We start from the raw sequence: 16,745 nt of genomic DNA on the forward strand, positions 1-16,745 counted from the left end.
TAACCTATAATTTTCTAAATTTGTTAATTTTGTCAATAATATGTTTAGCGTTTAACCCGAGTTCGTCGCGCATCTCTTGTTGCGAGCCTTGTGGGATAAAAACATCAGGCAATCCGATATTTAAAATATCACATTTTATTTTTTTCGATAACAAAAATTCATTGACGGCGCTTCCAGCTCCACCTTTGATACTATTTTCTTCGATGGTGACAAGTATATTATGGCTTTGGCTAATGTGCAAAAGGACTTTTTCGTCAAGCGGTTTAACAAAACGCATATCTATCACTGTAGCATTGATTTGTTCGGCCGCGTGTAAAACTTCTGGCAGTAATGTGCCAAAATTGAGTAAAGCAATGCTTTCACCGGTACGGCAAAGTTTGGCTTGTCCTAACGGTATGGCTGTTAATGGCGCTAAGTGTGCACCAATGCCTTCCCCGCGTGGATAGCGTACTGCTGTTGGTCCATTGTGCAAATAACCGGTATAGAGCATTTGTCGGCATTCGTTTTCGTCACTTGGTGTCATGATGACCAAGTTTGGGATACAGCGTAAGAAGCTTAAATCGAATGCGCCTTGGTGGGTTTCGCCGTCTGCCCCGACAATACCTGCACGATCGATAGCGATTAGAACAGGTAGGTTTTGGATGGCAATATCATGGATAACTTGATCATATGCCCGTTGCAAGAAGGTCGAATAGATAGCAACTACTGGCTTTAATCCACTAATGGCAAAACCAGCCGCTAACGTCACGGCATGTTGCTCGGCAATGGCCACATCGAAAAATTGATTGGGATAGCGTTTTGCAAATTCAGTCATACCAGAGCCTTCGCCCATGGCAGGAGTAATTGCCATTAAACGTTTATCATGTTCGGCTATCTCACACAGCCAATCACCAAATATTTTGGAATAGGTTGGGGCAATTTTATTGGCCTTAGGTAATACCCCTTCATTCGGATTAAATTTTGGTACACCATGCCATAAGGTAGGGTTTTGTTCGGCAGGCGCATAACCTTTACCTTTTTGGGTGATAACATGTAGTAATTGTGGCCCCTTCAGTTGTCTAACTTTTTGTAGGGTAGCAACTAATGTTCCAACATCATGTCCATCAACTGGACCAATATAGTTAAAGCCTAATTCTTCAAATAAAATAGCGGGGGTAACCAGACCTTTAAGATGCTCTTCGGTTTTTTTGAATAACTCTTTTAACGGTGGAATATTGGAAAGCACTTTTTTACCGCTTTCTCGAAGTGAGGTGTAGGCCTTACTTGATAATATTTGTGCTAAATGTTGATTAAGAGCACCGGTGTTTTCCGAAATGGACATATCGTTGTCATTAACGATAACTAGCATGTCAGGTTTGATGTGCCCAGCATGGTTCATTGCCTCAAAGGCCATGCCAGCAGTTAATGCACCATCACCAATAATGGCGGCAACTTTTTGGCCTGATTGTTTTTTTTGTTCAGCAATAGCTATACCCAGTGCGACACTGATTGAGGTTGAGGAGTGCCCAGTAGTTAAGACATCATATTCGCTTTCATTGCGGTGCGGAAAAGGGTGTAATCCCCCTTTTTGGCGAATAGTTAACATCTGATCGCGTCGACCAGTTAAAATTTTATGTGGGTAAGCTTGGTGACCTACGTCCCAGATAATTTTGTCAAATGGCGTTTGATAGACGTAATGTAACGCCACGGTTAATTCAACCACACCAAGACCTGATGCTAAATGGCCGCTAGATTGACTGACACTGTCTAATAAAAATTGTCGTAATTCCTGACTAATTGCTGACAATTGTGACAGCGGATAGCGCCGAAGATCCGCTGGTGAATTGATTTGCTTTAATAGAGGAAATTTGTCTAAATTCATTTTTACCATCTAGTTATTAAGTTAACTATTCCGATTAATTATAAAACCAGCAAGGTCTTTTAATGGTTGGTTATTATAAGGTATTTGCGTTAGGCTATCGATAGCTTGTTGATATAACTTCTGGGTCATTTCGATTGCGTTTTGTAATCCAACCAATGCTGGATAAGTACTTTTTTCTTGCGCCATATCGGAGCCTTGCGGTTTACCCATCAATTCTTGTTCACCAATGACATCTAAGATGTCATCTTGTATCTGAAATGCTAGTCCAATCGCTTGGGCATAGTTGTCTAAGTTTTGGTAATAAGGTTTAGCTTCCTCTCCACAGGCATAAGCACCGAGCCGAACTGCCGCTTGAATTAAAGCACCAGTTTTATGGTTGTGGATATTTTGTAAATGCTCTAACGTGACTTTTTGCTGCTCTGCTTGTAAGTCAAGTGATTGTCCCAAACACATACCGGCAATGCCACTGGCTCTTGCCAGTTCACTAACCATTTTAATTTTACTTTGGTTGTCAATATGCTGGTTTTCGGATAATAAGCTAAACGCTAATGATTGTAAGGCATCACCGGCGAGGATAGCCTCTGCTTGGCCAAATTGTATGTGGCAAGTTGGTTTTCCTCGTCTTAGATTATCATTATCCATTGCCGGTAAATCATCATGAATTAACGAATAAGTATGCATTGATTCAATAGCCGCGGCTACTGAATCAAGTTTCATTAAAGGACAATTGAACATTTGCCCAGTTAAATAGACCAGTATAGGGCGTATTCGTTTGCCGCCAGCAAGCAGGCTGTAGCTCATTGCTTGTTGCAAATTAGATGGCGAAAACTGCGATATATACGTTGCTAAGTAGTTATCAATGCGTTCTTGTAATGGTTTTAAGCTATTCATTGTTATCAATGGCAAATTCAGATAATTGGGCATCACTATTTTCAGACAATAAAATTTGGATACGTTGTTCGGCTTCATTAAGCTGTTTTTGACCAGAACGAGCTAATTTGATGCCTTTTTCGAACTCATTTAATGCTTCATCTAATGGTAAATCGCCATTTTCAAGTTGAGTGACAATCGCTTCAAGTTGTTTGATAGTTTCTTCAAAACTGGTTTCTTTATCTTGTTTTTTTGTCATATCGTACTCCTTCTTGTGTTAAATGAGTATACACGTATTTTTTATGCTGGTGAATTAAGCTATTTAAACTATGTTTGAACTATGTTTAAACTAAATGATTAATTTAACTAACACCTGTTATCTGCAAATTAATGGTTAATTTATTGAATTTCGGTAGAAGAATGGTTCTCTTCTGGTTCACTTTCAAGTTCATCAACGGATAGCTGAGCGATATCGGGATTAATCGGTTTTTTTACTTCAATTCCTAATTCTCTAAAGCGTTCTATTTGACCAATAACGTTACCACGTCCCTTAGCGAGTTTGTTCATTGAGTTTTGATAAGTCTGTTGGGCTTTATCCAAACAGTTCCCCAGATTTTCCATATCTTCGATAAAACCGCGAACTTTATCATATAATTTACTGGCTCTATCGGCTATAAGTTCTGCATTCCGATTCTGGTATTCAAAACGCCATAAATTATGAATGGTTCGTAAGGCAACCAATAGTGTGGTTGGGCTAACAATCATTATATTGTTTTTTAATGCATCATTAATCAATGATGGATCTTGATCGATGGCGGATAAAAACGCCGGTTCGACAGGAATAAACATTAAAACATAATCTAATGATTGAATACCATTTAGCTTATGGTAATCTTTTTGGCTAAGTTGCCTTAAGTGATTACGCACGGCAATTAAATGCTCTGAAATGGCTCTGCTTTTGGTCTCTTCATCATCACTATTAAAATAACGTTCATAAGCCACTAAGGTAACTTTGGAGTCAATGACCACATCCCCACCTTGTGGTAAATGTACAATTACATCTGGTTGCAAACGGCGATTATCTTCATTAGTCAGATTAACTTGGGTGTGATATTCATAACCTTGACGTAATCCGGAATTATCTAAAATTTGACTAAGAATAAACTCTCCCCAATTGCCTTGGGTTTTGTTATTACCTTTTAAGGCATTGGTTAAGTTGTTGGCCTCTTTTGTCATTAGCTCATTGAGCTGTTGTAAGTTTCGAATTTCATGGGTTAGGGTATGTCGCTCTTTGGCTTCTTGTCCAAAACTGTCCTGAACTTGCTTTTTAAAACCTTCTAATTGTTGTTTAAGTGGCGAGAGTAAAAATTCTAAACTTTGTTTATTTTGTTGCTCAATTCTTTTGCCACTGTGTTCAAAAATTCGATTAGCTAAATTTTCAAATTGTGTGGTTAATCGCTGCTCACTTTGTTCTAAAACTGTCTGTTTTTCGTGAGCGGCATTAATGATCTCCTCTAAGCGAGTTTTTAATTCACTAATTTTGATATTTTGGGCGACATTTTGCTGTTGGTATTGATTTAACTCTTGTTTTAATTGCGATATTTCGATTAATAAATTTTGATTTTCTTGCTTTTTTTGATTAATTTGTACATCAAATAAGGCCTGTATATTACTCGCTTTAAATTGCGCTTTTAGCATAGCAATTAATAAAATGCCGGCGATTATGGCAATCATTATCGCTAGCCATTCACTTAAGCCTAAACTTCCTAGCATTATTAAGCCCTTTCAAAAGTGAATGAAATCACATCATCTAAATTCATGGCATCAAGTGCCAACATAATTAAACGGTCAAGACCAACGGCAACGCCAGCACAATCTGGTAAACCGGCTTCCATTGCGGCGATTAATTCAATATCAATGTTTTGTGGTGGTAAATTTTGATTTGCCCGATCGATATTATTTTGTTCGAAACGCATTTTTTGTTCTTGTGGATTGGTTAGTTCTTTAAAGCCATTAGCTAGTTCAACGCCTTTATAGTAAAATTCAAAACGGCTTGCCACACGGTGATCTTCAGGACTGATCGCCGCTAAAGCCGCTTGTGAGGCAGGGAAGTTATAAACCGCAATCGGTTTCTCTTGACCAATATGTGGTTCGACACCAAAACTAAATAGACACTGTAATAAGGTGTCGCGATCATAATCGTCGCTATTGAGTTCGATATTCAGTTGTTTTATCGCCTCAACTAAGGTGGCATGATCAGCTTCTAATGGATCGATATTAAGATGACGTTGAAATGCTTTTTGGTAAGAGATGCGTTCCGCCGGTTCACAATCAAGAACAGTTTGCAATAAATCATCGACTTCGTTGATCATTTGCATCATATCAAATTGAATACGATACCATTCAAGCATAGTAAATTCAGGATTATGATATCGGCTTACTTCTTCATGATTACGAAAACATTTACAGATCTGGTAAATAGGACCACTACCAGCTGCTAATAAACGCTTCATATGATATTCCGGACTGGTGATTAGTGACATTTTTTGCCCTTGTTGCTCATCGGTTTCACCAGGTTTTAAAAACAAGGTATGAAATGAACTAAGATGAACATCTGTTACTGCATATTGGCTTAAAGTTGGCGTCTCGACTTCTAATATACAGCGATCTGCGAAAAACTGTCTTACTTTAGATACAATTTTAGCGCGCTTAAGTAAATTATTAATTGATGCAGTAGGTTGCCAAGTCATAACAATATCCATGGAATTCGATTAATTACTAAAGGAAGAAATAGGGCATCTAGCCCTATCTCTTATTACTGGCATTCATTTTGCCATAATGTGAACAGTTTGTCGTATTTTTCTTGCTGACGCCAGATATGGCGATGAAGGGCAGCAAGAATAAATGGATCTTCTAAAATCGCTAATTGTTGTTCTTTATTGATTTTTTCTAGATCAACTTGTTGATAATGGTTAATAAGCTGTTCGCGCAACTGTTGATTTTTTGAGTTGCTTAGATGACGAGAAGTCGATAATGCACAGGCTAATGCATTATAAATAGGATCGACAAGTGCCATAATAAAACCATGTTCAACAAAAGCGGCTTCAGTTCGGACTAAATAATCACCGGTTAGTTTTACCGCTCGTGACGGATGGGTTTCCTCAGGTGTTAAGAATAGTCCCGCTTTTTTGGCTTGCATACCAATACTTGATAAGCCAGAGACACGAATCACTAATGGCGAAATGATTAATGGGATTAATATTGCTATATACCAATAGGTAAATTGGGGATTTAACCAAATAATCACACATAACCAGATAATTCCTAATATTGATAATGGCCAACAAAAGTAAAATGATTCACCCCAAGTTAAGGCATCATCATTCCTTGCCGGGGACTTCCATTGAATTTTGCTACCAAGCCAAGCTTTAATCACAAATTTACTGTGGAAGATCATGCGGATTGGGGCAAGAATCATCGACCATACCATTTCGATCAGAATCGATAAGGTTAATTTGAATATCCCCCCGACGTCTTTAGCACCAGTTCGAGCGATTATAATACCGTAACTAAACAGTTTGGGGGCAAAGAGTAATACCATTGTGGTAGAAAGCAGCTGAATAGCTAATTGTTCGTCCCACCTTGGCCAGGTTGGATAAAATTGATTAGGTTGGAAGAAGTATTGCGGTTCGGAAATATTAAACACTAATAATAACAGTGTGGAGAAAAACAAGAAGATTAACCACAATAATGATGAAATATAGGCCATTCCGCTGGTAAAAAACATCACTCTATGGGTTAAAGTAATACCACTTTTGAAAATCAATCGAAGATTAATCAAATTACCCATACACCAGCGATTATCACGTTTGAGATCTTCTATCATATTACCCGGTAGCTCTTCATAACTGCCATGCATATCGTAGGCAATCCATACCCCATAACCAGCTCGGCGCATTAAGGTTGCTTCGACCAGATCGTGCGATAAGATGTGCAGAGGCCCTTTACGCTTTTGCAATGGTGATAAAATACAGTGTTCGATAAAGGGTTTTAAACGAATCATAGCATTATGGCCCCAATATTGGGCTTCACTTAATTGCCAGAAGTGTGTGCCTGAGCAAAAAATATCACTGTAAACTTGATTGGCAAATTGTTGAATACGGCCGTATAAAGTTGTCATTCTGACCGATTTCGGTGGCGACTGTAAGATCCCCGCTGTTGGATTCATCTCCATCATGGCAATCATTTTTAAGATACAATCACCAGTCATAATACTATCAGCATCAAGAATCATCATATATTCATATTGATGTCCCCAACGACGGCAAAAGTCATCGATATTACCGCTTTTACGTTTTACGCGGCGTTTACGATGACGATAAAAGATATTACAACCGTTGTCAGCTTTCTTGGCGTTAAATTCAGCCCAAGCTTTTAATTCATTGACATAAAGATCGGGGTCGTTAGTATCACTAAGAATAAAAAAATCGCAGTATTGAGCATTGCCTGTTTCAACCAGTGATTCATAAGTTGCTTCAAGACCAGCAAACACTCGAGAGACATCCTCATTACAAATAGGCATGACTAATGCGGTACGGTGTTTAGTATCGATATGCTTAACCGGATCGTTAGGAATGGCAATTGTAAAGCGATCTTTTTTAATCACTGCTAAAATCAGACCCATGACACTGGTCCAGAAACCGATAGAAATCCAACTGAAGAGGATAGCAAATAAGGCAATAATAAAACCTTGTATAATATAAGGAATAATACTGTAAATGGCGAGTTCGGGGTTGATATCCCAATTTGCCATAAAATTAATTTTTTCCCAGCTTTGATAAGGTAATAATGTTGCTAAGTAACTTGTGCCATAATAAGTTTGTACGGCAATAAGTACAAACATAATTAAACGACGAATAGTTGCGATGATATTCAGACCGGGTTTAAATTTTGCCTTATAACGTTCATTCCAGTTTTGTGGTTGGATAGAAACACGTTCGACTTTTGGATAAGTTGGTTGTTGTCGTCTTTCATCGTCAAAATCCTCTGTTTTGCCAACTTGATTGAGTCGATATTTTAGAAATTCAATATCATCCGTTGGCAAGTCATTGTTTCCCGATTGCTGACGCCAACTTTCGGCGTCAGATAGATTTTCAAAATAATCTTTTTTCATATTATATGTTGGTATTGTCATTATTGAGCAGGAAATTGCCCGCTCCAAGTTTCGGACAAGATCTCACCGGTTAATGATGCTAATTGAATACGAATGTCGGTCGTTTTTTTATTATCTTCAACATTGAAGCGCACAATCACTCGCCAACCTTGAGTTACAGAATTGTATTGTAGATCACTACTAACAATTGAACCGTTGGTAATACTAGATATAACTTTAACCGGTTTTTTATCCGATAAATTTGGGCCGACAAAATCAATTACATAAGCATTAGAGCCATCAAGTTTGCGAATCAAGTTTGCTTGTTTGATGTCACCTAACGATAAACGAGTACTTTCTGCTAAAGCAACATTTTTTGGATAGCGTTGTTTTTCGTTTAATGAATAGTGTAATCGATATTTGAAATCAAGCTTATCACCAGCTTTATATTGTTTCTCTGGAACCCAGAACGCAACAATATTGTCATTGGTTTCGTCAGCAGTTGGGATCTCAACGAGTTCAACCCGGCCTTTGTGCCAATTATTTAATATTTCCACCCAAACGCTAGGGCGTTGTTCGTAGTGATCATCAAGATCTTGATAATCATCAAAACCTTTGTCACGCTGAATTAAGCCAAAAGCTTTTGGGTTATCTAAGCTATAGGATGAGAAAGATAAGCGCTTAGGATTATTTAATGGTCGCCAAATCCACTCGTTATTAGCTACAATCGAGAGTCCATTCGAATCATGCATTGCCGGACGATAGTTTAAAATCGGCGATGGTTGATTAGGACCAAATAAGAACATACTAGTTAATGGTGCAACGCCGACTTTTTTGACTGAATCACGAAAGAATACTTTCCCTTCAACAGTAACCGTGGTATCAATACTCGGAACCAAAGTAATTTTATAAGCCCCAGTTACACTCTTAGAATCAAGTAAGGCATAAATCACTAAATGTTTTTGATTTGGCTCAGGTCGTTCAATCCAATACTCTTTAAAACGCGGAAACTCTTCACCTGACATCTCACCAGTATCAATCGCAAGTCCACGGGCTGAAAGACCATAGCGTTGATCTTTACCAACTGCACGGAAGTAACTGCCACCTAATGCCGTAAATATTTCGTCATCGGTTTTCATGGGGTTATTAATTGGATAATGTACTTTAAATCCAGCAAAGCCAAGTTTTTTAGTATCTAAATTTTCTAAATGAATTTGACTTAAATCAAAGTAATCTGGATTATATTTAATTTCATTAACTTGATTATTAACAATCTCATTAATTTTAACTGGCACGTCAAAATACATGCCTTCATGATAAAATTCGAGTTTGAAACGACTTTTACGATCGTTCCAATACGCTTTATCATGTTTGAAGTAAATTTTTTGATAATCGGCAAATTGCAGTGACGATAACTCACTAGGCAGATTTTTAGATGGTTGGACGTAAGCTTTTTTTGATAGTTTTTCTGCTTTGGTCACGACATCGTTGAAAGTAAAAGCCCATGAAGAAAAACTTAAGCAAGATAGAGATGCGATGCAAATAATCTTGCAAGTTAATGTTTTACTAAATCGACTAACAGGGGTTAAATTGTACATAAAAGACTCACTTGAGTAGGATATTATCTAAAAATTTTAAAGTAATTGATAATATTGTCTTTAGGGTTGCTTAAGCATTTTTCGATATAATCAGCCTTCATTTCTTGAAGAATCGTTGGATTTTCATCAATTAAAAAATGAGAATAATTATCTTTTAGAATTTTGGTTTTTAAGTCAGTCAAATCTTGTGCTGACATTTTAAATAATGGTTGATAACGTTTGGTTATATTATCGTTATCATCAGTATAGGTTGCGGCAACAAAATCCGCTGACCACTGACAGTAACTGTTAATATTCCCATCAGTTGGCGTAATTTTTTCCAACTCTTGATTATGTTCGGCTTTGTACTCATCAATTACTTTTTTGAGCTGAATGTCATATTTTAACTTATAGAATTCGTTAAGATAAAATTTTAACACACAGGAAGATTGGTTACTATTATCTTTACAGTCCAAAATCCCGTGTTTGATTAAATAGCTATCAAAGTGTTTGTCACCAACTAGCTGGAGTAATTGCTTTTTTGCATCTACAACAAAAGGATTATTTTGTTCCGTTTGCTGTTTTAAATTTGTTAACTGATCCATATCAGTTTTGCTATTAGTTGAAGACATATTGTTTTTTACACAGCCTGCAACAAGAATAGAAACAATGGCACATGTAAAGAAATTAGCTATTTTCATATATCAAATTCCATGAACTTATTCTTGAGTTGTAATTTCAGGATGAGCAACTTATCACTTTTTAAGTGACGTAACTTTGTGAAATTATATACTCTTATTCTTTTAAAAAACACTAGATGATTATATTCATTTTGTAAAAAAGCACTAAAGATTCCTTTTATTTTTTGTCATTAATGCCGACATATTTTGCGAGTGTCGACAGTAAGTTGTGAATCATTGGTTAGAGCTGGTTTAAATTTTCCTTTAGCTTTTAAAAAGGCAATAAGCTGTTCGGCATTCATATCAGATTGAGAACAGGTATGAAATCGAGCATCAGTACCAAATTTTTTATGGATAGCATCGAGTAAAGATGATTCGGTATAATCTTTTCCATCCATCATTTCTAACACTTCGTGACCATGAATAGACATCATTTTTCCTTTTCCAATAGTAGGTTAATCTGATTTTAATTTTTAGCGGTGCAAGATAACAGAAATCATTAATAAAAAAAAGAGGTTAAATGTTAAAAAAAACATTAAGAGATGATACTTTACCCCTGATAAGAATCAGAGGTAAAAACGGTAGTTTTGAAATCGTTAAATTGCTTCAATAATTAGCTGTTTGTTTCACTCAATTTAACAATTACTGATTGATTTTCAGTTTTAACTTGATAGATTGCGACAGTGATTGCATCTGCGAGTTTATAGGCGATCTCATCATTTATTTTAATTAGCCCATCTTCAGGATAGGCGTTTACTTGATCACGAACCTTGTGAATCATTGACAGTGGTAAAAAAGCAAATGCGCCAATATCAGTTAAGCGAACCCGCGCACCGCCACGATTGATATCAACAATTTCCGCTGCAAATGTCTGATCTTGCTTATCTGATAAGTATTGACTGTAAAGATTTTCAGCAATATCGCGTTCAGCTAAGCGTAATTTTTTACGTCTATCTGACATACTTTTTAATTGCTCGTTAGTTGGTGCCGTTATTGTTTGCCCTTTTAGTGATGCTTTGAGTAAACGATGGTTTATCATATCACCATATTTGCGAATTGGTGATGTCCAGGTTGCATAAGCTGTAAATCCTAAGCCAAAGTGTGGTTCTGGCGTTAATGAAAAATCCGCTGGAGTTTGGAATTTTCTTAACCTTGTCGATAGGAAGTCATTATCATCAATTAATCGACGTAATTTGACATATCCTGCAAATGTCATTAGTGATTCTTTGTCGAAATCAGTGATGCCATTATCGGCTAATATTTTTAAGATCTGTTCAATGTATTTGCTATCAAAACCTGAATGGGTATTAAACACCCCCGAGCCTACTTTTTCTTGCAAATACATAGTTAGAGCTAAATTGGCAATAATCATCACTTCTTCAACAATATTATTACCAATACCACGTAATTCTTTAATGATATTTTTTACTTGGCGATTATCATCTAGTACGAATCGATAATCATTATTGGCTTTAAATACTAACGCATTTTGTTGTCGCCAATTTATACGTGCTTTTGCCAGTTCTGATAGTAATCTAAGTTGTTTTTTTATCGTGGCGTCATCGATATTTAAATCACTTCGACCTTCTAAGAAATCAGAAACATTGTTGTAAGCAAGTTTAGCTTTCGATTCAATCCACGCCGGAGTGAAACTAATATCATCATTAGCAAATTGACCATTTTTATCAATGTTAATTTTACAAACCATGGCTGGTCGTTTTTCATTGGCTTTTAATGAACATAGATTGTCCGCCAACTGTGTTGATAACATAGGAATATTAAAATCTGGTAGGTAAGTGGTAAAGTTTCGAATTTTAGCGATGTTATCGACTTCACTATCTTGAGGAATATACGCTGTAGGGTCGGCGATGGCGATCATTAGCTGATAGTTACCGATCTCATCTTGGGAAATGGCAATAGCATCATCCATATCTTCGGTATTTTCATTATCAACCGTGAAAAATGGTACATCAGTTAACGCTTGACGATTTTCCTGTTCAGACTCTGATATTGTGAAAGCATCCTCTTGAGGCGCTTTATCTTCTAAATCGTAACGCGCCAAAGTTTTGAGCCATAATTGATAAATTGAATCAGAACTGGCGATAAATTTGGTTACTTCAGCAGAAAAATGATTTTTATCTTTTTCTAATGGATGTGATTGCAATGTAGCAACAACCCAATCACCTTCTTTTAATTTTTGTGCAACTTGCGGATTAACTTTACAGCGTATGGCAAAATTTGTTGGCATATTTTCTGGATAAATGACCATGGCGCGATCTAAAAAACCGATTTTTCCAATAAATTTTTGTAAACTACTTTCAATTAATATTTCAGGTTCAAAGAACTCTTTATCATTATTCGTGATGATGGTTCCGGATACTTTATCACCATTGCATAACAGCTTCATTTTTGCAACCGGAATGAAATAATTGGTTTTATTATCAACATCAAGGAAACCAAAACCTTTTTCATGTGCTCGAACGATACCTTCAACACGCGGTTTTTGTTCGTATAATTCTTTTTTAAGTTGGGCTAATAGTGGGTTATTTTGAAACATAGGTCTTAATATTAATTGAAAAATTTAGACTAAATTCTATCATAGTTATGCTTGTTGGGGTTATTGAATTGTTGATCAATGACTTTCTATTAATCTAAATTACCATAAAAATAAGTGACATTATGAAATTACATTACAAAATACAAGGCGATAACCAAGCAATTTTGTTATTACATGGGCTATTTGGCAGCTTAGATAACTTAAATATGTTAGCTAAAGATCTGTCGATTAATTATCAGACTATTCAGATTGATTTGCGCAATCATGGGCAATCACCTTGGTCAAATATAATGAACTATCAAGCTATGGCTGAGGATGTTGCCGAGTTATGCCATGATCTACAATTAGCAAATATCGTCTTGATTGGTCATTCGATGGGGGGGAAAGTTGCTTTGCAACTAAGCCAATTAATTCCACAACAAATTGCTAAAATCTGTGCCATTGATATTGCGCCGATTACCTATAGTCAAATTGCTAATATGCCTGTTATTAACGCGTTAACCCAATGTATTAATCAAGGATTAATCGATAAAGAACAGATTGCTGAAGTTATGCAACAATGTGATTTAACTCCAGCAATAATTTCTTTTTTGCTTAAATCCTTTAAACACCAACGTTGGTTATTTAATGCTAATGTCATTATCCAACAATATGACAATATTTGCGATTGGCACCCCATTTCAGCTTGTGATATACCTACTTTATTTATTCGTGGGGGAAACTCTAACTATATTACTGATAATGATTATCCTGCCATTTTTAGTCAATTTCCTAATGCACAAATTGAAACAGTAGCAGGTGCTGGTCATAATGTTCATGCAGAAAAAACAGAGCAAGTATTGCAACATTTATATCATTGGTTAGCTGACTGATTATAGTTATTTCAACAATAAAATTAATTAGTACCACCATTGCTTAATTGATGGTTGCTGATTTTTATTTCCTCAATTAAAACTAAAAATTGTCGGATTCAATAAGCAATAATGTTAAAAAATAAGTTGGATTGTTTGGCAAATTTAATCAACCAACATGCATAGCCATTATCACCTAAAGGCATGAAACTCATCACGCTAGATTTAGCGCAAACGGTATGGGATATTGCAGTGGCGTGGAATAAAAAAATAGACAATAAACAGCGCGATTTATTTTTGGAGATGAATATTAATCACATAAAAAACGTTGTTGTTTAATCGTTTTGTGATGAATAGGGGTGACGCTAACAAAAACTATCTGACAAGACCTACCATAAGGTTGGCTATAAACTTGATATTGCCAATTATTCGGTATGATTTGCGGTACAGTATGAGGATAACTATCAAGTAAAGCAAAGGCAATTTGCTCCGCTTTAAACTGTTTTTGGAAATAGTGGTGTTGACTAATAATTGCGGTTAAATAACCACTAAAGCCTAGCATAATGATGGCAAACAGCAAGCAAGACAACATAACTTCAATTAAACTAAAACCAGCGTTATTTTTGCGCTTTATCATTCTATTATTCACAATCAATCATCTTCTTTTCAGGACAATAATCTAACCAATGTCCCTTTTCAACAATAAGTTGGTTATCTTCAAAATGCGTTAGCATATAAAGATAATAGTCATCAGCTTGGGCGCGTACTAAGGTATAGTTATCTACTTTTAATCGTGATTTTTTTATACATGCTGTTAAATGATATTGCGCATCAGATAAGCATTGCCACTCTTCGGTCGGAAGTTGCCAAATCTGCTGAGTTGCCCAACTTAAACTTGAGCTTGCTTGATTAAACTGACGATAGTGTTGAATTTCAATCAAATAACTCTTTTTTAACGAATCAATTGTTGCCTGAAAACCAGTTAATAATAGTAGTCCGACAATAGTTAAGATGATTACCATCAACAGTGTGCTAAAGCCAGCGTTCGGTGCTGCGGTCTGATTACAGTGGATTTTCATTTTTGATAATGGTTACCGTTTGATATTTAATTTTATTGTTATTTTTCAATTCAGCACTAATAGTTACCTCAAAATGATTGCTCTGTTGTTTGACCGAAAATTGGGTTATTTTGATGTCGTTAGGATCGAATATTTTTTCCCAATTGCTTCCTTCACAATTAGCTGCACCTACCTTATATTCCAGATTATTTTTATAAAAACGATAGACGAAGATATCCGAGTTAGTCGGATTGAGACGATCATAAACCCAATCATTACGAATTTCGCTGTCATAGCGGAAAATGTAACAATTAGCGAAAGTATTAATTTCAATGGCTAGCTTCTTCATTTTTTCTGGTTGATTGGCGATAAATCCCGCACGTTTTAAATCTTTAGCGATACTAGCCACTCCTTGGTGAATATTTTTTTGGAGATGAATATTAAGATTTTGTTGAAGCAAAACGGATTGTAACTTACTGTAAAATGTCGAGGTGCCAATGAAAATGAGGCTAGAAATGCTAATACTTAACAACATTTCAAATAGCGAAAATCCATTTTGTTTCAACATTGTGGTAGTCCAGGCAAATAACTATTCTTCTTACAAAATCGAATTCGTCCACGATATGAAATGATAATTTGCGTGGTACCAATAGCGTTGTGTAATTCGATTGTACCTGTTTGTGCCATATTTTTCCTGCCCCAAAAGGAAATAGCTTTTTTATCAGTTAAATCACTTAATTCAACGGAATTGTTGGGCTTCATAAAATAGGCGGTACCTTCTTGGCAAGTGGCCGGTTTTTCGCCTTTACTGATACTCAAACACCAAGGTGTTAAAAAATAATAGACGTGAACGTTTTCGTTGGCATGGTAAGCTTTGGTTTGAACTTCTTCCAAAAAATAGGCTAATTGTTTAGTGGTGGTGAAGAGTTCATTACGCAGTTGTAAATCTTTCCAATGCTGTATACCGATTGAAGCTAAAATAGCGGCAATACAGATCACCAATAAAAGTTCTAGTAAAGAAAATCCACCGTTTTGCATTATTTTTTGTTATAAAATTTAAAGAGGCTTAAACTCTATCTTCAAATAAAACGGTGTGTTAAATTTTGCTCAGCTTTTGTGAAAGTTATTCCAAATAATTTAACGTTTTTGAGAAATTGCAATAATACGATAAACCTCTTAAAAATAACCGCATATTATATTATACTGTTTGCCCAATTAAATTTGCTAACGGACTTAAAGTTAAAGGAAACGAGAAATGCAACAATTACAAACTATTATTGAGGCAGCATTTGAACGTCGTGCTGAAATTACACCTTCAAATGTTGATACAGTAACACGTGATGCAATTAATCAATGTATCGCTTTATTAGACAGCGGTAAAATGCGTGTCGCAGAAAAGATTAATGGCGATTGGGTGACTCATCAATGGTTAAAAAAAGCTGTGTTACTCTCTTTCCGTATTAATGAAAACCAACTTATAGATGGTGGTGCAACCAATTATTATGACAAAGTGCCATTAAAATTTGCTGATTATGATCAAGCCCGCTTCCAACAAGAAGGCTTCCGCGTCGTTCCATCTGCGATTGCACGTAAAGGTGCTTACGTTGCACGTAATACAGTGTTAATGCCATCTTACGTGAATATTGGTGCTTATGTTGATGAAGGTACCATGGTTGATACATGGGTAACTGTTGGCTCATGTGCACAAATTGGTAAAAATGTTCATTTATCTGGCGGTGTTGGTATCGGTGGTGTATTAGAGCCACTACAAGCGAACCCAACAATTATCGAAGATAACTGCTTTATTGGCGCACGTAGTGAAATCGTTGAGGGTGTGATTGTCGAAGAAGGCAGTGTCATCTCAATGGGCGTATTTATTGGTCAAAGTACTAAGATTTATGATCGAGCAACTGGCGAAGTTCATTACGGTCGTGTACCAGCAGGTTCGGTTGTGGTGTCAGGTAACTTACCAACTAAAGATGTCAAATACAGCCTCTATTGTGCAGTAATTGTTAAAAAAGTAGATGCCAAAACTTTAGGTAAAGTTGGCATTAACGAATTACTTCGTACTATCGATTAATCTTAATTATAAAGCCGCCGTAAATATTGTGGCGGCCACTAAAAGAGTTGTTTAGAATA

General features: G+C 36.3%; 16 protein-coding genes. 2 read left to right on the top strand and 14 right to left on the bottom strand.

The genetic code is table 11. The features are described from left to right. Positions 1-4: 4 nt before the first annotated feature. The 10 genes from dxs to AC5LXV_RS06545 form a co-directional block, all read right to left on the bottom strand. Positions 5-1,870 carry a 1-deoxy-D-xylulose-5-phosphate synthase gene (gene dxs / locus AC5LXV_RS06500; RefSeq protein ID WP_493467723.1) on the bottom strand — a complete coding sequence of 622 codons (1,866 nt, stop codon included), beginning with the start codon at positions 1,868-1,870 and terminating at the stop codon, positions 5-7. A 12-nt stretch (positions 1,871-1,882) separates the two neighbouring features. Then, positions 1,883-2,752: a (2E,6E)-farnesyl diphosphate synthase gene (ispA, locus tag AC5LXV_RS06505; RefSeq protein ID WP_493467724.1), complete on the bottom strand. Its 870-nt coding sequence runs from the start codon at positions 2,750-2,752 to the stop codon at positions 1,883-1,885. Continuing rightward, positions 2,745-2,990, bottom strand: a complete 246-nt coding sequence (gene xseB / locus AC5LXV_RS06510) for an exodeoxyribonuclease VII small subunit (RefSeq protein ID WP_034882697.1) — start codon at positions 2,988-2,990, stop codon at positions 2,745-2,747. The genes ispA and xseB overlap by 8 nt, the downstream gene beginning before the upstream one ends. A 140-nt stretch (positions 2,991-3,130) precedes the next feature. Continuing rightward, positions 3,131-4,504, bottom strand: coding sequence for a DNA recombination protein RmuC (rmuC, locus tag AC5LXV_RS06515; protein WP_493467725.1), 1,374 nt, complete (start codon positions 4,502-4,504; stop codon positions 3,131-3,133). 2 nt (positions 4,505-4,506) lie between these two features. Beyond that, entirely contained in the window at positions 4,507-5,493 is a 987-nt protein-coding gene (gene epmA, locus AC5LXV_RS06520; protein WP_493467726.1) for an elongation factor P--(R)-beta-lysine ligase, read from the bottom strand. A gap of 53 nt (positions 5,494-5,546) precedes the next feature. Next, entirely contained in the window at positions 5,547-7,904 is a 2,358-nt protein-coding gene (gene mdoH / locus AC5LXV_RS06525) for a glucans biosynthesis glucosyltransferase MdoH (protein ID WP_493467727.1), read from the bottom strand. Positions 7,905-7,924: 20 nt separating this feature from the next. Continuing rightward, entirely contained in the window at positions 7,925-9,481 is a 1,557-nt protein-coding gene (locus AC5LXV_RS06530; protein WP_110434221.1) for a glucan biosynthesis protein G, read from the bottom strand. A 23-nt stretch (positions 9,482-9,504) separates the two neighbouring features. Further along, the gene (locus AC5LXV_RS06535; RefSeq protein ID WP_493467728.1) at positions 9,505-10,161 is read right to left on the bottom strand and encodes a hypothetical protein; all 657 of its coding nucleotides are present in this window, start codon (positions 10,159-10,161) and stop codon (positions 9,505-9,507) included. A gap of 170 nt (positions 10,162-10,331) precedes the next feature. Then, on the bottom strand, positions 10,332-10,571 hold the full coding sequence (locus tag AC5LXV_RS06540) for a YecH family metal-binding protein (protein WP_493467729.1): 240 nt from the start codon (positions 10,569-10,571) through the stop codon (positions 10,332-10,334). Between the two features lie 182 nt (positions 10,572-10,753). After that, on the bottom strand, positions 10,754-12,697 hold the full coding sequence (locus AC5LXV_RS06545; protein WP_493467730.1) for an exoribonuclease II: 1,944 nt from the start codon (positions 12,695-12,697) through the stop codon (positions 10,754-10,756). Positions 12,698-12,819: 122 nt separating this feature from the next. Here AC5LXV_RS06545 and AC5LXV_RS06550 point away from each other — a divergent pair, with 122 nt between their 5' ends. Continuing rightward, entirely contained in the window at positions 12,820-13,569 is a 750-nt protein-coding gene (locus AC5LXV_RS06550) for an alpha/beta fold hydrolase (RefSeq protein WP_493467731.1), read from the top strand. 289 nt (positions 13,570-13,858) lie between these two features. Here the strand turns inward: AC5LXV_RS06550 and AC5LXV_RS06555 are convergent, their stop codons facing one another. From AC5LXV_RS06555 to AC5LXV_RS06570, 4 genes are read right to left on the bottom strand one after another with little or no spacing between them, the layout of a single operon-like run. Further along, positions 13,859-14,185, bottom strand: coding sequence for a type IV pilus modification PilV family protein (locus AC5LXV_RS06555; protein ID WP_493467732.1), 327 nt, complete (start codon positions 14,183-14,185; stop codon positions 13,859-13,861). 4 nt (positions 14,186-14,189) lie between these two features. Continuing rightward, positions 14,190-14,627 carry a DUF2509 family protein gene (locus AC5LXV_RS06560; RefSeq protein ID WP_493467733.1) on the bottom strand — a complete coding sequence of 146 codons (438 nt, stop codon included), beginning with the start codon at positions 14,625-14,627 and terminating at the stop codon, positions 14,190-14,192. Continuing rightward, a complete protein-coding gene (locus AC5LXV_RS06565; protein ID WP_110423934.1) occupies positions 14,611-15,174 on the bottom strand; it encodes a prepilin peptidase-dependent protein in 564 nt (187 codons plus the stop codon). Before AC5LXV_RS06565 ends, AC5LXV_RS06560 begins: the two co-directional genes overlap by 17 nt. Next, entirely contained in the window at positions 15,168-15,644 is a 477-nt protein-coding gene (locus AC5LXV_RS06570; protein WP_493467734.1) for a prepilin-type N-terminal cleavage/methylation domain-containing protein, read from the bottom strand. Before AC5LXV_RS06570 ends, AC5LXV_RS06565 begins: the two co-directional genes overlap by 7 nt. 217 nt (positions 15,645-15,861) lie before the next feature. Between AC5LXV_RS06570 and dapD the strand changes: the two genes are divergently transcribed. Continuing rightward, complete coding sequence (dapD, locus tag AC5LXV_RS06575; protein WP_493467735.1) at positions 15,862-16,686, top strand: 2,3,4,5-tetrahydropyridine-2,6-dicarboxylate N-succinyltransferase; 825 nt, start codon at positions 15,862-15,864, stop codon at positions 16,684-16,686. The last annotated feature ends 59 nt before the right edge of the window (positions 16,687-16,745 follow it).

The sequence above is a fragment of the Gilliamella sp. LMG 34359 genome, assembly GCF_984569085.1.

Coding starts and splice junctions, on each gene's coding strand:
- AC5LXV_RS06560 (WP_493467733.1), bottom strand. CDS start 14,627: ATGAAAATCCACTGTAATCAGACCGCAGCACCGAACGCTGGCTTTAGC.
- AC5LXV_RS06555 (WP_493467732.1), bottom strand. CDS start 14,185: ATGATAAAGCGCAAAAATAACGCTGGTTTTAGTTTAATTGAAGTTATG.
- dapD (WP_493467735.1), top strand. CDS start 15,862: ATGCAACAATTACAAACTATTATTGAGGCAGCATTTGAACGTCGTGCT.
- AC5LXV_RS06545 (WP_493467730.1), bottom strand. CDS start 12,697: ATGTTTCAAAATAACCCACTATTAGCCCAACTTAAAAAAGAATTATAC.
- AC5LXV_RS06530 (WP_110434221.1), bottom strand. CDS start 9,481: ATGTACAATTTAACCCCTGTTAGTCGATTTAGTAAAACATTAACTTGC.
- ispA (WP_493467724.1), bottom strand. CDS start 2,752: ATGAATAGCTTAAAACCATTACAAGAACGCATTGATAACTACTTAGCA.
- epmA (WP_493467726.1), bottom strand. CDS start 5,493: ATGGATATTGTTATGACTTGGCAACCTACTGCATCAATTAATAATTTA.
- xseB (WP_034882697.1), bottom strand. CDS start 2,990: ATGACAAAAAAACAAGATAAAGAAACCAGTTTTGAAGAAACTATCAAA.
- AC5LXV_RS06540 (WP_493467729.1), bottom strand. CDS start 10,571: ATGTCTATTCATGGTCACGAAGTGTTAGAAATGATGGATGGAAAAGAT.
- AC5LXV_RS06570 (WP_493467734.1), bottom strand. CDS start 15,644: ATGCAAAACGGTGGATTTTCTTTACTAGAACTTTTATTGGTGATCTGT.
- AC5LXV_RS06550 (WP_493467731.1), top strand. CDS start 12,820: ATGAAATTACATTACAAAATACAAGGCGATAACCAAGCAATTTTGTTA.
- dxs (WP_493467723.1), bottom strand. CDS start 1,870: ATGGTAAAAATGAATTTAGACAAATTTCCTCTATTAAAGCAAATCAAT.
- rmuC (WP_493467725.1), bottom strand. CDS start 4,504: ATGCTAGGAAGTTTAGGCTTAAGTGAATGGCTAGCGATAATGATTGCC.
- AC5LXV_RS06535 (WP_493467728.1), bottom strand. CDS start 10,161: ATGAAAATAGCTAATTTCTTTACATGTGCCATTGTTTCTATTCTTGTT.
- AC5LXV_RS06565 (WP_110423934.1), bottom strand. CDS start 15,174: ATGTTGAAACAAAATGGATTTTCGCTATTTGAAATGTTGTTAAGTATT.
- mdoH (WP_493467727.1), bottom strand. CDS start 7,904: ATGAAAAAAGATTATTTTGAAAATCTATCTGACGCCGAAAGTTGGCGT.